Raw genomic sequence first — 13,689 nt, 5'->3', positions numbered from 1 at the left:
ACACCGCTGCTTGAAATTCATAACTTATGCAGCGGCTATGGCCAAGGTCAAGTGCTTTTCAACGTTTCACTCAGTATCCAAGCCGGTGAAGTCATTTCGCTAATGGGTAAGAATGGCATGGGTAAAACTACCCTCATCCGAACCATTATGGGGCAACTTTCGCAACGATCTGGGCAGGTTAGAGTGGCATCCCGGCAAACTCGTGGCTTGTCCATGCATCGAATCGCAGCAATGGGAATTGGCTGGGTGCCGGAGGGCCGGATGATTTTCCCTAGCCTATCTGTTGAAGAGAACTTGATCGCAACGGCCGCAATACGGTCCGGCAATCCTCAAGTATGGAAACTACAAGACGTCTACGAAATGTTTCCCCGACTTCAAGAGCGCAGGAACAATGGGGGCGCTCAATTATCGGGGGGTGAACAACAAATGCTGGCCATTGGCAGAGCCCTGATGACTAACCCAAAATTGCTGATCCTTGACGAGGCGACCGAAGGCTTAGCCCCAAAAATCCGCCAAGAAATTTGGCAAACGCTGGCAAAAATCAAAGCCGCGGGGCTATCAATTTTAGTCATCGACAAAGATGTAAAGGCACTTTCAAGACTTGCCGATCGCCACTACATGATTGAAAAAGGCCGTATTGCTTGGGAAGGTGACACGGCCGCACTAATCGCAGACGAACATATCGTTAAACGATACGTTGGCATTTAAACGAGGAAATCAATGAAGATAAATATTGTAGGCGGTGGCCCCGCCGGCATGTACTTTGCAATGCTAATGAAAAAGCAATCGCCAAGACATGATATTGCTATTTACGAACAGAATCCAGCTGACGCAACTTACGGTTGGGGGGTCGTTTTTTCGGACGTTGCGCTGAGCTTTTTAAAGAAAGCCGATGAAGCTTTCTACGACAAATTTACGGCTGGCCATGAGCGCTGCGACTACATGGACGTTGTACATAAGGGCGTTCACGTACAGCTAAGAAACAACCACTTTTCACGGGCTTCTCGTATTGATCTGCTAAAAGTACTTCAACAAGAGTGCCTATCACTGGGTGTGAAATTCCATTTTGGAAGCCGTATCGACGATATCCATACCTTGCCTGAAGCAGACTTGATCGTGGCGGCTGACGGGGGCAATAGCGCTGTGCGCAGCCAGTTCGCTGAACACTTCAAGCCAAAATTCGAGATGCGTCGCAATAAGTTCGCATGGTACGGCACGCGCCAGTTATTTCACCCCGTATCGCTTATTTTCCGCGAAACAAATGACGGTATCTTTATTGCGCACAGCTACCAATACAGTAAGGACCTCAGTACTTTCCTAATTGAAATCTCACCAGAAACCTGGGAAAAAACAGGGCTGGATAAGATGACCGACGAAGAAAGTCGACAGTACTGCGAGAAAGTATTTGCGCCTGACTTAGGCAGCAACACTTTGATGTCAAATAGATCCTTATGGTTCTCAGCCAATATCGTCAGTAACGAAAACTGGACACACCAAAATATCGTGCTCCTTGGCGACGCCCTTCGAACTGTACATTTTTCTTTGGGATCGGGTACTCGCATGGCCATGCAGGACGCAATCGCACTGTTTGAGTCTTGCCGCACACACCATAGCGACATACCCGCAATTCTTGACAGCTTTGTCAGGGCGCGCAAAACGTCTTCAGCCGACTTTCAGAAAGCTGCTGCACTGAGCCTGGACTGGTACGAAAGTGTTGAAGACAAAATGCACCTAGACCCGGTGTCATTTGCTTACGACTACATGCGTCGAACGGGTCGCGTCAGTCACGAAGACTTGAAGGAACGCGACCCCAACTTTATCGAACGTTACGAGAAAATAAACAAATAACGTTCCGCCTACAACCGCTCGGCGTGAAACGCCATGTGGTCTTCCATGAAGGTAGAAATGAAGTAGTAGCCGTGGTCGTAACCTTCGTGGCGACGCAACGTTAACGGCTGGCCCGCCTTGGCGCAGGCGGCTTCGAAGGCTTCGGGGTAAAGCTGCTCGGCCAGGAAGTTGTCGGCCAGGCCTTGGTCGACCAAAATGCCTTTGGGGAACGGGCACGACGACTTTTCCATCAGCAACGACGCATCGTACTGCGCCCATGCGGCCTGGTCGCTGCCCAAATAGCCGCCAAACGCCTTATGCCCCCACGGGCATTTTGTTGGCGATGCAATGGGCGCAAAGGCCGACACCGACTTGAACTTGGGGTGATGGCGCTGCGCCAGCACCAGGGCACCATGACCACCCATAGAGTGCCCAAAAATACCGGCGCGGCTTGCGTCGCCCGGCAATTGCGTGGTGGCAATGTTGAACAACTCGTCGACCACATAGCTTTCCATGCGGTAATGCTTTGCCCAGGGTTCTTGAGTGGCGTTCAGGTAAAAGCCTGCACCCGTACCGAAATCCCAGCCGTCGTCTTCGCCTGGCACGCCCGCACCACGTGGGCTGGTATCGCAAGTGACCAGCATAATGCCGTGCTTGGCCGCCAAACGCTGGGCACCACCTTTAATCATGAAGGTTTCTTCGGTGCAGGTTAAGCCAGCCAGGTAAAACAATACAGGCACTTTGCCCGATTCGGCCTGCGACGGCACAAATACCGAAAAGCGCATGGGCAAACCAATAGCGCTGGATGCATGCTTGTAAAAGCGTTGCACACCGCCAAAACAGCGGTGTTCGCTGACAAGTTCAAGTTCGACAGACATTCTTTACCCCTTTAACGAACCGGGCCCATTGGGCCCGGTTTTAACTACCTACATGCGACACAGCATTCAACACTGACGCTGCACCGCACCGACAGATGTCGCCAGTCGCTTAGTACACCACGACCGAACGGATCGACTCGCCTTTTTTCATCAAGTCGAAGCCATCGTTGATTTGCTCGAGGCTAAGCTTGTGTGTAATCAGGTCGTCGATGTTGATCTTGCCGTCCATGTACCAATCGACAATTTTGGGGACATCGGTACGACCGCGTGCGCCACCAAATGCCGAACCTTTCCATTCGCGGCCGGTTACCAATTGGAACGGGCGTGTGGAGATTTCGGCACCGGCTTCGGCCACACCAATAATGATCGACTGACCCCAGCCGCGATGGCAGCATTCGAGCGCCTGACGCATGACTTTGGTGTTACCAATACATTCGAACGAGTAATCGGCGCCGCCGTCGGTCAGTTGAATAATGTGGTCAACCACGTTTTCGACATCGTTGGGGTTAACGAAATGGGTCATGCCGAACTTGCGGGCCATTGCTTCGCGCTCGGGGTTCAGGTCGACACCAATGATTTTGTCGGCCCCAACCATTTTGGCACCCTGAATGACGTTAAGACCAATGCCGCCCAGGCCGAACACCACGACGTTGGCACCGGCCTCGACCTTGGCGGTGAACAGTACAGCGCCAATACCTGTAGTAACACCGCAACCGATATAGCAAACCTTGTCGAAAGGCGCGTCTTCGCGAATTTTGGCCAGCGCGATTTCGGGGACGACGATGTGGTTGGCAAATGTAGACGTGCCCATGTAGTGATAAACAGGCTTGCCGTCGATGGTGAAGCGCGATGTGCCATCGGGCATCACGCCTTTACCTTGTGTGGCGCGAATCGCCGTGCACAGATTGGTTTTGCGCGACAAACACGATTTGCACTGGCGGCACTCGGGGGTGTACAGCGGCACAACGTGGTCGCCAGCTTTTAGCGACTTTACGCCCGGGCCGACATCAACCACCACGCCAGCGCCTTCGTGGCCCAAAATTGCGGGGAACAGGCCTTCGGGGTCGGCGCCAGACAATGTGTAGTAGTCGGTGTGGCAAATGCCCGTTGCCTTGATCTCGACTAAAACCTCGCCCTCTTTCGGGCCAGCCAGGTCTACGGTTTCAATGGTTAACGGCGAACCTGCTTTCCAGGCCACGGCTGCTCTTGTCTTCATACTGACTCCTGATTATGGCGGGATGCCTGGCACGAACCACCAAAGCCTTCCCTGTTTGAATAAAAAATCTGACAACGTCACTCCATTTTATGTAGTAAACACTACAAAATAAAGCGCGAAACGAAAATAATTTGATTTTTGGGATTGCCCTGCGTGCAGCGGCATTGCCCCTGCCCGTATTATGCAATAAGCTTGCGACGTCAAAAACAACACCCCTATACATTTCAGGTTATGGCAAGACTGGCGCGGCTTTACGCCCCCGGCATCCCCCAACTGCTGCAAGTACATTTTGCGCAACCACTGGCCGCCCCCGCCGACCCAACACCGGTCGAGCCCTTGGGGCAATTGGCGGCCTGGCTGCGTGAATGCGCCCACGAACAACGCGTCACAGTACATGGCTGGGCCTTGCTGAACGACCGCCTGGCCTTGCTGGCCACACCAACTTCACAGCGGGGTCTCTCGCGGCTAGTGCAATCAATTGGGCGGCGTTTTGCCACGCGACTGGCACTGGGCCGGGTGTTTGACGGCCGTTACCGCAGCGCACTGATACAGCCCGGTGAATGGATTTTGCCCGTCATGGTGTGGCTAGACGCCTTACCGGTTCGACTGGGCTACGTTGACCAAGCCGAATTCTGGCCCTGGTCGTCGGCCGTGCACCACACAGGGCTTAACCTAAAACCCCACACCTGGGCGACCGACCACCCCGACTACTGGCAATTAGGCAACACGCCCTTTGAGCGTCAGGCACATTTTCGAAAACTGTTGGCTAATGGCCTAAGCACCACACAGCGCGAGCAGATCGAGTCCGCCCTGTTCGGCCAGTGGGCGCTGGGCCACGAAACTTTTTTGCAATCGTTGAACGCTTCGCGTCGCGCTACCCCCGCACCACGCGGACGCCCCAAAAAACACGTGACGCCGCAAGAAAGCAGCGTGTGACACCACGAGCACGGCTCGCGCCCCCTCCAATGCGCCTGCGTTTGTTTGCACCGCAACGGCACTTCACTGTCGTAAAACGTCTATAGCGCAGCCTAAATATGCCCCTAAAAACGCCCCAAAACGGGGCGTTTTTTTGCACTGCTTTTGTGCAAACCGAAGCACCACCCCCAAACCCATGCTTACCGAAAGGCGAAAATTTAGCTATGCACAACAATTGATTAAGACCGTCCCCAATTATTTTTTAACCAGCAAACATGCATAATAATTAGGGACAGACCCCAATTATTAGCGCTTGTCAGCACAAGCCAAACCCATTAATTTATACGCCATCACGGGAATATTGCGCGTAAACCCGTACACAACATCAGGTGCGCAGCCCTCTAGGAGCCCAACCATGTCACAACACCCTGCCCAACCGGTTGCCCGGGAAGTGGCCATCGATGCCTCACGCATCGGCCTGCCCGCCGCACAAGGCCTGTACAACCCACAAAACGAACACGACGCCTGTGGCGTGGGCTTTGTCGCCCACATCAAAGGCAAAAAAAGCCACGCCATTATTCAACAAGGCCTGAAAATCCTTGAAAACCTCGACCACCGCGGCGCCGTCGGCGCCGACGAACTCATGGGCGACGGTGCCGGCATTCTTATTCAAATTCCCGACGCGCTTTACCGTGAAGAATTGGCAACCCAAGGCATTACCCTGCCGCCGCCCGGCGAATACGGCGTCGCCATGGTGTTCCTGCCCAAAGAAACCGCCTCGCGCCTGGCCTGCCAAACCGAGCTCGAACGCGCTGTACGCGACGAAGGCCAGGTCGTACTGGGCTGGCGCGACGTTCCCATCGACACCGACATGCCCATGTCACCCACCGTGCGCGCCGTCGAACCGGTCATCCGCCAATTGTTCATTGGCCGCGGCCCCGACATCATGGTGCCCGACGCCCTCGAGCGCAAACTGTACGTCATTCGTAAAACAGCCAGCCACGCCATCAACCGCATGAAGCTGGCGCACGGGCAAGAGTATTTCGTACCCTCTATTTCGGTACGCACCGTGGTGTACAAAGGCCTGTTGCTGGCCAACCAAGTCGGCATCTATTACCGCGACCTGGCCGACACCCGCGCCGTTTCGGCCCTGTCGCTGGTTCACCAGCGCTTCTCTACCAATACTTTCCCGGCCTGGCCGCTGGCCCACCCCTACCGCATGATCGCCCACAACGGCGAAATCAATACGGTAAAGGGCAACTTCAACTGGCTGCGCGCCCGCGAAGGCGTCATGCAATCGGCTGTGCTGGGCGACGACCTCAAAAAACTGTACCCCATCGTTTACGAAGGCCAGTCCGACACCGCCACTTTCGACAACTGCCTCGAACTGCTGGTCATGTCGGGCTACTCGCTGGCCCACGCCATGATGATGATGATCCCCGAGGCCTGGGAACAGCACGCCGACATGGACGAAAGCCGCCGCGCCTTCTACGAATACCATGCCGCCATGATGGAGCCCTGGGACGGCCCAGCCGCCATGGCCTTCACCGATGGCCGTCAAATCGGCGCCCTGCTCGACCGCAACGGCTTGCGCCCCGCCCGCTACCTTGTCACCGACGACGACCTCGTCGTCATGGCCTCCGAAGCCGGCACTCTTACTATTCCCGAGCACCGCATCGTCAAGAAATGGCGCCTGCAGCCCGGCAAAATGTTCCTCATCGACCTTGAACAGGGCCGCATCATCGGCGACGACGAAATCAAATCGCGTCTGGCCAACTCACGCCCCTACCGCCAATGGATCGAACGCCTGCGCGTCAAGCTCGAATCGCTCCCCGCGCCCAAATTCAGCTCGGCCGAGCCTTCCGTCACCCCATTGCTCGACCGCCAGCAAGCCTTTGGTTGGACACAAGAAGACGTCAAGTTTGTGCTGCAACCCATGGCCGAAAACGGCGAAGAAGGCACCGGCTCGATGGGCAACGACGCGCCTCTGGCCGTATTGTCCAACCGCCCCAAAGCGTTCTACAACTATTTCCGCCAGCTGTTCGCCCAGGTCACCAACCCGCCCATCGACCCCATCCGCGAACAGCTCGTCATGTCGCTGGTGTCGTTTATTGGGCCCAAGCCCAATCTACTCGACATCAACAACGTCAACCCACCGCTGCGCCTCGAAGTGGCACAGCCCGTGCTCGACTTCGCGGCCATCGAACAAATCCGCAACATCGAAAAGATCACGTCGGGCAAGTTCCGCAGCCACGAACTGAACATCACCTACCCGGTTGAATGGGGTGCAGAAGGCGTCGAAGCCTGTGTGGCCGCGCTGTGCGCCAACGCAGCCGACGCCGTACGCAGCGGCTACAACGTACTCATCATCACCGACCGCAAGGTCGACGCCGACCACGTCGCCATCCCCGCATTGCTGGCCACATCGGCCGTGCACCAGCACCTTATTCGCGAAGGCCTGCGCACCAACACCGGCCTGGTCGTCGAAAGCGGCTCGGTACGCGAAGTACACCACTTCGCATTGCTGGCAGGCTATGGCGCAGAGGCCGTTCACCCCTACCTGGCGCTCGAAACCCTGGCTACCCTGGGCGACCCCGACACGGTCACCAAGAATTACATCAAGGCCATCGGTAAAGGGCTGAACAAGGTCATGTCCAAAATGGGCATCTCCACCTATATGTCGTACTGCGGCGCCCAAATCTTCGAAGCCGTCGGCCTCAGCTCTGCACTGGTCAACAAGTACTTCTTCGGCACACCCAGCAACATCGAAGGCATCGGCATTTTCGAAGTCGCCGAAGAGGCACTGCGCCTGCACAAAGCGGCCTTTAGCGACGACCCCGTCCTGGCCCACGACCTCGACGCGGGCGGCGATTACGCCTACCGCATCCGCGGCGAAGAACACCTCTGGAACCCGGACTCCATTGCCAAGCTCCAGCACTCCACCCGCACCAACAACTACAACACGTACAAAGAATACGCACAGCTCATCAACGACCAATCCCGTCGTCACATGACCCTGCGCGGCCTGTTCGAATTCAAGGTCGATCCGGCCAAAGCCATTGCTTTGTCCGAAGTCGAACCTGCCAAAGAGATCGTCAAGCGCTTTGCCACCGGCGCCATGTCGCTGGGCTCCATCTCTACCGAAGCCCACTCGGTACTGGCTATTGCCATGAACCGCATCGGCGGCAAGTCAAATACCGGCGAAGGCGGCGAAGACCAGTTGCGTTATCGCGCCGAAATGTCCACCGGCAAAAGCCCCATTAAAAAGGGCGACACCCTGGCCTCGTTCCTGGGCAAAGACCTGATCGAAGCCGACATCCCCCTGATGGCGGGCGACTCCCTGCGCTCACGCATCAAGCAGGTCGCGTCAGGTCGGTTCGGCGTCACCGCCGAATACCTCACCAGCGCCGATCAAATCCAGATCAAAATGGCGCAAGGCGCCAAGCCTGGCGAAGGCGGTCAATTGCCCGGCCACAAGGTGTCCGAATACATCGCCAAGCTGCGTTTTTCGGTGCCTGGCGTGGGTCTTATTTCGCCGCCGCCGCACCACGACATCTACTCCATCGAAGACCTGGCCCAGCTGATTCACGACCTTAAAAACGTCAATCCTACGGCCTCCATTTCTGTCAAGCTGGTATCTGAAGTCGGTGTGGGCACCGTTGCCACGGGCGTTTCAAAAGCCAAGGCTGACCACGTCGTTATCGCCGGCCACGACGGCGGCACCGGCGCGTCGCCGCTGTCGTCCATCAAGCATGCCGGCTCGCCCTGGGAACTGGGCCTGGCCGAAACCCAGCAAACCCTGGTACTCAACAACCTGCGTTCACGCATTCGCGTTCAAGCCGATGGCCAAATGAAAACCGGTCGCGACGTCGTCATTGGCGCGCTGCTAGGTGCCGACGAGTTCGGCTTTGCCACAGCACCACTGGTGGTTGAAGGCTGCATCATGATGCGCAAATGCCACCTCAACACCTGCCCTGTCGGCGTCGCCACCCAAGACCCGGTCTTGCGCAAGAAGTTCTCCGGCAAACCAGAACACGTCGTCAACTACTTCTTCTTTGTTGCTGAAGAAGTCCGCGAAATCATGGCGCAACTGGGCGTTCGCACGTTCGACGAACTGGTCGGCCGCGCCGACCTGCTCAACATGAGCTCGGCCATCGAACACTGGAAAGCCAAAGGGCTCGACTTCTCCAAAGTTTTCCATCAGGTGCCGTCTACCCACCCCTTGTTCCACACCGAATCGCAAGATCACGGCCTCGACAAGGCGCTCGACCACACGCTTATCGAACGGGCCAAACCCGCCATCGAAAAAGGCGAAAAGGTCTCGTTCATTACCCCGGTGCGCAATCGCAACCGTACCGTCGGCGCGATGCTGTCCGGTATGGTGGCCGCCAAATACGGCCACGACGGTCTGCCCGACGACACCATTCACATCCAGTGCAATGGCACAGCCGGCCAAAGCTTTGGCGCCTTCCTGGCCCATGGCATTACGCTCGACCTTGTTGGTGAAGGCAACGACTACGTCGGCAAGGGCTTGTCAGGCGGTCGCATCATCGTGCGCTCGCCCAACGACTTCCGCGGCATGGGCCCCGACCACATCATTGCGGGCAACACCGTGCTGTACGGCGCGCTGGCCGGCGAAGCCTACTTTAACGGCGTGGCTGGCGAACGTTTCGCAGTACGTAACTCGGGCGCCACGGCCGTTGTCGAAGGCACAGGCGACCACGGCTGCGAATACATGACCGGCGGTACGGTCGTGGTGCTGGGCGAAACCGGCCGCAACTTCGGCGCCGGCATGTCGGGCGGCGTGGCTTACGTCTACGACCCCGATCACAGCTTTGCCAAACGCTGCAATATGGCCATGGTCGACCTCGAACCCGTGCTGGCACATGCACAGCAAGCCGAAGCCGGCCAGATCGAAATCTGGCACAGCCAAACCCGTGGCGGCGAACGCGAAACCGACGACACGATTTTGCGTCGCCTGATCGAAAACCACTACCGCTACACCGGCAGTTTCCTGTCGCGCGATTTGCTCAGCGACTGGCCCCGCGCCCGCGGCAACTTCGTCAAGGTCATGCCAAAAGAGTACCGCCGCGCGCTGAAAGAACTGTGGCAAGCCGCCAACCCCGAACAAATCGCTGCCTGAGGAAAAGACAATGGGCAAAATTACTGGTTTTCTTGAATTTGCACGCGTCGACGAGTCTTACGAGGCCCCCGTCGAGCGCCTGAAACACTGGAAAGAGTTCGTCGTTACCCTTACCGACGACGAAGCCAAACAACAGGGTGCGCGCTGCATGGACTGCGGCATCCCGTTTTGCAACAACGGCTGTCCGGTCAACAACATCATCCCCGACTGGAACGATCTGGTATACCGCCAGCACTGGGAAAAAGCGCTCGATGTCCTGCACTCGACCAACAACTTCCCCGAGTTCACCGGCCGCATCTGCCCCGCCCCCTGCGAGGCCGCCTGCACCCTGAACATCAACAACGACCCGGTCGGCATCAAGTCCATCGAGCACGCCATCATCGACAAAGGTTGGCACGAAGGCTGGGTAACCCCACAACCGCCCACCCGTAAAACCGGTAAAAAAGTCGCGGTTGTCGGCTCTGGCCCAGCCGGCCTGGCCTGTGCCCAGCAACTGGCGCGCGCCGGCCATTCGGTCACGGTATTCGAAAAGAACAACCGAGTCGGCGGCCTGCTGCGCTACGGCATCCCCGACTTCAAGCTCGAAAAATCCAATATCGATCGTCGCGTCGCCCAACTCGAAGCCGAAGGCGTCGAGTTCATGACGTCTACTTATATTGGCGCCGAGACCGACGCCGAAGATGGCGTCACCGTTCGTACGCCCGAATCGCTCAAAGAAGAGTTCGACGCCATCGTGCTTTCCGGCGGCGCCGAAACTCCACGCGACCTGCCCATCCCCGGCCGCGACCTGAAGGGCATCCATTTCGCCATGGAGTTCCTGACTCAGCAGAACAAGGCCAACGCGGGCGACCGCATTACCAAGCAGCTTTCGGCCAAGGGCAAACACGTCATCGTTATCGGTGGCGGCGACACCGGCTCCGACTGCGTCGGCACCAGCAACCGCCAGGGCGCAGCCTCGGTCACCCAATTCGAACTCATGCCCAAACCGCCCGAGTCCGAAGACAAAGCCGTCGTGTGGCCCTACTGGCCGCTCAAGCTGCGCACTTCTTCGTCCCAAGAAGAGGGTTGCGAGCGCGACTGGGCCGTGTCCACAAAAACCTTCGAAGGCAAAGGCGGCAAGGTCGAAAAATTGGTCGCTGTGCGCGTCGAATGGTTTAAAGACAAAGCCACCGGCCAAATGAAAATGCGCGAAGTCGAAGGTTCGCAGTTCGAGCTTCAGGCCGACCTGGTCTTGCTGGCCATGGGCTTTGTCTCGCCCGTTCAAGGCATGCTCAAAGCCTTTGGCGTCGACATCGACAACCGCGGCAACGCCAAAGCCAATACCGAAAACTACGCCACCAGCGTCGACAAGGTCTTTGCCGCCGGCGACATGCGTCGCGGGCAATCGCTGGTCGTCTGGGCTATTCGCGAGGGCCGTCAATGCGCTCGCGCCGTCGACGAATACCTCATGGGCGTCACCACACTGCCCCGTTAACAGCGTATTACGCGGGTCAACCCACCATCGGCTACGTCTTTCGGCGTAGCCGATGGCACTTCATCAGCTACAATCCGTAGCTAAACTTTTTTAATCGGGTCTATGGCTTCCAACGTTGCGCCCTCTGGCGAACTCTTGCGGTTCGACAACGTCGCCCTGGGTTATGGCGACTTCACCGTCCTCAAAGAAATCGACATCTCCGTGAGTCGAGGGCAGGTCGTGGCCATGATGGGCGGTTCGGGCTCGGGTAAAACCACCCTGCTGCGCGCCGCCACCGGGCAAATTTTTGCGCAAAAAGGCACCATTCATGCCTTCGGGCAAAACCTGGCCGACACCACCCTCGAACAGCTTCAGCAGTTGCGTCAGCGTATGGGGGTTTTGTTCCAGCAAGGCGCCCTGTTCACCGACCTCAACGTTTTCGAAAACGTAGCGTTTCCGCTGCGCGAACACCTTCAACTGCCCGAAAAAGAAGTCACCGAAAAAGTGCTCGACAAGCTCAACGCCGTCGGGCTGCGCGCAGCCGCGCATCTTAAAATTTCCGAGATCTCGGGTGGCATGGCCCGCCGCGTGGCCCTGGCCCGCGCCATCGTCCTCGAACCCGAACTCATCTTGTACGACGAACCCTTCGCCGGGCTCGACCCCATTTCGCTAGGCATTACCGCCCGCCTTATCCGCGACCTGACCGACCGCCTCAATTGTGCGTCCATTCTTATTACGCACGACGTGGCCGACTCTTTCGCGATTGCCGATCAGGTTTACATCGTGGGTCAGGGCAAACTGCTGGCCAACGGCACGCCCCGGCAAATGGAACAATCTACCGACCCGTACATCGTGCAGTTTCTTAAAGGCCAGCCCGACGGCCCCATCGCCTTCCACTACCCCGAAACGCCGGCATTCAAACACTGGCTCGACACGCAAGGGCGCTCATGAGTCTTACCGCCTTCGTCAGCAGCATCGGTCGCCACATCCGCGAATCCATCGTCGCGCTGGGGGCCTTTACCCGTTTGTTCATGGCAATTCTGGCGCGCAGTGGCGGGGCCTTTAAACGCTTCGGCCTGGTCTCGCAGCAAGTGCACTTTATCGGCAACTACTCGTTGCTTATTATTGCCGTCTCGGGCCTGTTTGTTGGTTTCGTGCTTGGCCTGCAGGGGTATTACACCCTTAACCGCTACGGTTCCGAAGAAGCCCTGGGCCTGCTGGTGGCACTGTCGCTAACGCGCGAACTCGGCCCGGTCATTACCGCACTGCTGTTTGCCGGCCGCGCCGGCACCTCGCTCACCGCCGAAATCGGCCTCATGAAAGCCGGCGAACAACTGGCCGCCATGGAAGTCATGGCCGTCGACCCCATCCGCCGCGTGCTGGTGCCCCGCTTCTGGGGCGGCGTCATCGCCATGCCCGTTCTGGCCGCCGTGTTTTCCATGGTGGGCATCATTGGCGGCTGGGTGGTGGGCGTACTGCTTATTGGTATCGACGCCGGCGCTTTCTGGTCGCAAATGCAAGACGGCGTCGATGTCTTCAAAGATGTCGCCAACGGCGTCATTAAAAGCCTTATTTTCGGCGTAGCCGTTACCCTGATCGCACTGTACGAAGGCTGGACAGCCAAGGCCACCCCCGAAGGGGTCGCCCGCGCCACCACCCGTACCGTCGTCAGCGGCGCCCTGGTCGTACTGGGCCTCGACTTCCTGCTTACCGCCCTCATGTTCAGCAATTAACGGATCCATCATGACGCGTGAAAAAACCGATTTCTGGGTTGGCCTTTTTGTTCTGCTGGGCGTTATTGCCCTGGTGTTTCTGGCCTTGCGTGCCGGCAACCTCAGTTCATTTTCGTTTGCGCCCACCTACAAAGTACAAGCCTACTTCGACAACCTGGGCGGCCTTAAAGTGCGTGCCCCGGTAAAAAGCAGCGGTGTGGTGGTTGGCCGTGTGGCCGCTTTGTCGTTCGACAACGAGCGCTATCAGGCCGTCGTCACCCTCGACATCGAATCCCAGTTCACCTTTCCCACTGACTCGTCCGCGTCCATATTAACGTCGGGCCTGCTGGGCGAACAGTACATCGGCCTTACGCCCGGCGGCGAAGAAAAAATGCTTGCCCAGGGCAGCACCATCCAGTACACCCAAAGCGCGGTTGTTCTTGAAGAATTAATCAGTAAATTTTTGTATAGTTCAGCCAGTGACAAAGGCAGCGACGGCGAATCTGCCCAGCCGGCCAACTGACCCGACGGCGCCCCAAGCGCGC

General features: G+C 57.5%; 10 protein-coding genes. 8 read left to right on the top strand and 2 right to left on the bottom strand.

Annotated features, from left to right (window positions below; all coding sequences use genetic code 11):
* The first annotated feature begins 6 nt into the window (after positions 1 to 6).
* Positions 7 to 708 (top strand): ABC transporter ATP-binding protein, encoded by a 702-nt coding sequence (locus CHR62_RS00350; protein ID WP_370318031.1) that lies wholly within the window; start codon positions 7 to 9, stop codon positions 706 to 708.
* A 12-nt stretch (positions 709 to 720) separates the two neighbouring features.
* A complete protein-coding gene (locus CHR62_RS00345; protein WP_123659629.1) occupies positions 721 to 1,848 on the top strand; it encodes an FAD-dependent monooxygenase in 1,128 nt (375 codons plus the stop codon).
* Positions 1,849 to 1,856: 8 nt separating this feature from the next.
* On the opposite strand, the gene fghA is transcribed toward CHR62_RS00345, so the two are convergent.
* Positions 1,857 to 2,705 carry an S-formylglutathione hydrolase gene (gene fghA / locus CHR62_RS00340; protein WP_123659628.1) on the bottom strand — a complete coding sequence of 283 codons (849 nt, stop codon included), beginning with the start codon at positions 2,703 to 2,705 and terminating at the stop codon, positions 1,857 to 1,859.
* Positions 2,706 to 2,814: 109 nt separating this feature from the next.
* Positions 2,815 to 3,921: an S-(hydroxymethyl)glutathione dehydrogenase/class III alcohol dehydrogenase gene (locus CHR62_RS00335; protein WP_123659627.1), complete on the bottom strand. Its 1,107-nt coding sequence runs from the start codon at positions 3,919 to 3,921 to the stop codon at positions 2,815 to 2,817.
* Positions 3,922 to 4,113: 192 nt separating this feature from the next.
* On the opposite strand from CHR62_RS00335, the gene CHR62_RS00330 reads away from it, so the two are divergent.
* The 6 genes from CHR62_RS00330 (at position 4,114) to mlaD (ending at position 13,667) form a co-directional block, all read left to right on the top strand.
* The gene (locus CHR62_RS00330) at positions 4,114 to 4,857 is read left to right on the top strand and encodes a hypothetical protein (protein ID WP_233574771.1); all 744 of its coding nucleotides are present in this window, start codon (positions 4,114 to 4,116) and stop codon (positions 4,855 to 4,857) included.
* Positions 4,858 to 5,251: 394 nt separating this feature from the next.
* Positions 5,252 to 9,979, top strand: coding sequence for a glutamate synthase-related protein (locus CHR62_RS00325; protein ID WP_123659626.1), 4,728 nt, complete (start codon positions 5,252 to 5,254; stop codon positions 9,977 to 9,979).
* Between the two features lie 10 nt (positions 9,980 to 9,989).
* Positions 9,990 to 11,453 (top strand): glutamate synthase subunit beta, encoded by a 1,464-nt coding sequence (locus CHR62_RS00320; protein ID WP_123659625.1) that lies wholly within the window; start codon positions 9,990 to 9,992, stop codon positions 11,451 to 11,453.
* Positions 11,454 to 11,555: 102 nt separating this feature from the next.
* Positions 11,556 to 12,383 (top strand): ABC transporter ATP-binding protein, encoded by an 828-nt coding sequence (locus tag CHR62_RS00315; RefSeq protein ID WP_123659624.1) that lies wholly within the window; start codon positions 11,556 to 11,558, stop codon positions 12,381 to 12,383.
* Positions 12,380 to 13,165: a lipid asymmetry maintenance ABC transporter permease subunit MlaE gene (gene mlaE, locus CHR62_RS00310; RefSeq protein WP_123659623.1), complete on the top strand. Its 786-nt coding sequence runs from the start codon at positions 12,380 to 12,382 to the stop codon at positions 13,163 to 13,165. Before CHR62_RS00315 ends, mlaE begins: the two co-directional genes overlap by 4 nt.
* A 10-nt stretch (positions 13,166 to 13,175) precedes the next feature.
* Positions 13,176 to 13,667: an outer membrane lipid asymmetry maintenance protein MlaD gene (gene mlaD / locus CHR62_RS00305; RefSeq protein WP_123659622.1), complete on the top strand. Its 492-nt coding sequence runs from the start codon at positions 13,176 to 13,178 to the stop codon at positions 13,665 to 13,667.
* Positions 13,668 to 13,689: the final 22 nt, after the last annotated feature.

The organism is Pusillimonas sp. NJUB218, from assembly GCF_003788685.1.
Classification (GTDB): Bacteria; Pseudomonadota; Gammaproteobacteria; order Burkholderiales; family Burkholderiaceae_B; genus Neopusillimonas.
Note: the sequence above shows the minus strand (reverse complement) of the source record. Positions and strands in the feature narration are given on the sequence as shown.

Coding starts and splice junctions, on each gene's coding strand:
- CHR62_RS00325 (WP_123659626.1), top strand. CDS start 5,252: ATGTCACAACACCCTGCCCAACCGGTTGCCCGGGAAGTGGCCATCGAT.
- CHR62_RS00320 (WP_123659625.1), top strand. CDS start 9,990: ATGGGCAAAATTACTGGTTTTCTTGAATTTGCACGCGTCGACGAGTCT.
- fghA (WP_123659628.1), bottom strand. CDS start 2,705: ATGTCTGTCGAACTTGAACTTGTCAGCGAACACCGCTGTTTTGGCGGT.
- CHR62_RS00345 (WP_123659629.1), top strand. CDS start 721: ATGAAGATAAATATTGTAGGCGGTGGCCCCGCCGGCATGTACTTTGCA.
- mlaD (WP_123659622.1), top strand. CDS start 13,176: ATGACGCGTGAAAAAACCGATTTCTGGGTTGGCCTTTTTGTTCTGCTG.
- mlaE (WP_123659623.1), top strand. CDS start 12,380: ATGAGTCTTACCGCCTTCGTCAGCAGCATCGGTCGCCACATCCGCGAA.
- CHR62_RS00315 (WP_123659624.1), top strand. CDS start 11,556: ATGGCTTCCAACGTTGCGCCCTCTGGCGAACTCTTGCGGTTCGACAAC.
- CHR62_RS00335 (WP_123659627.1), bottom strand. CDS start 3,921: ATGAAGACAAGAGCAGCCGTGGCCTGGAAAGCAGGTTCGCCGTTAACC.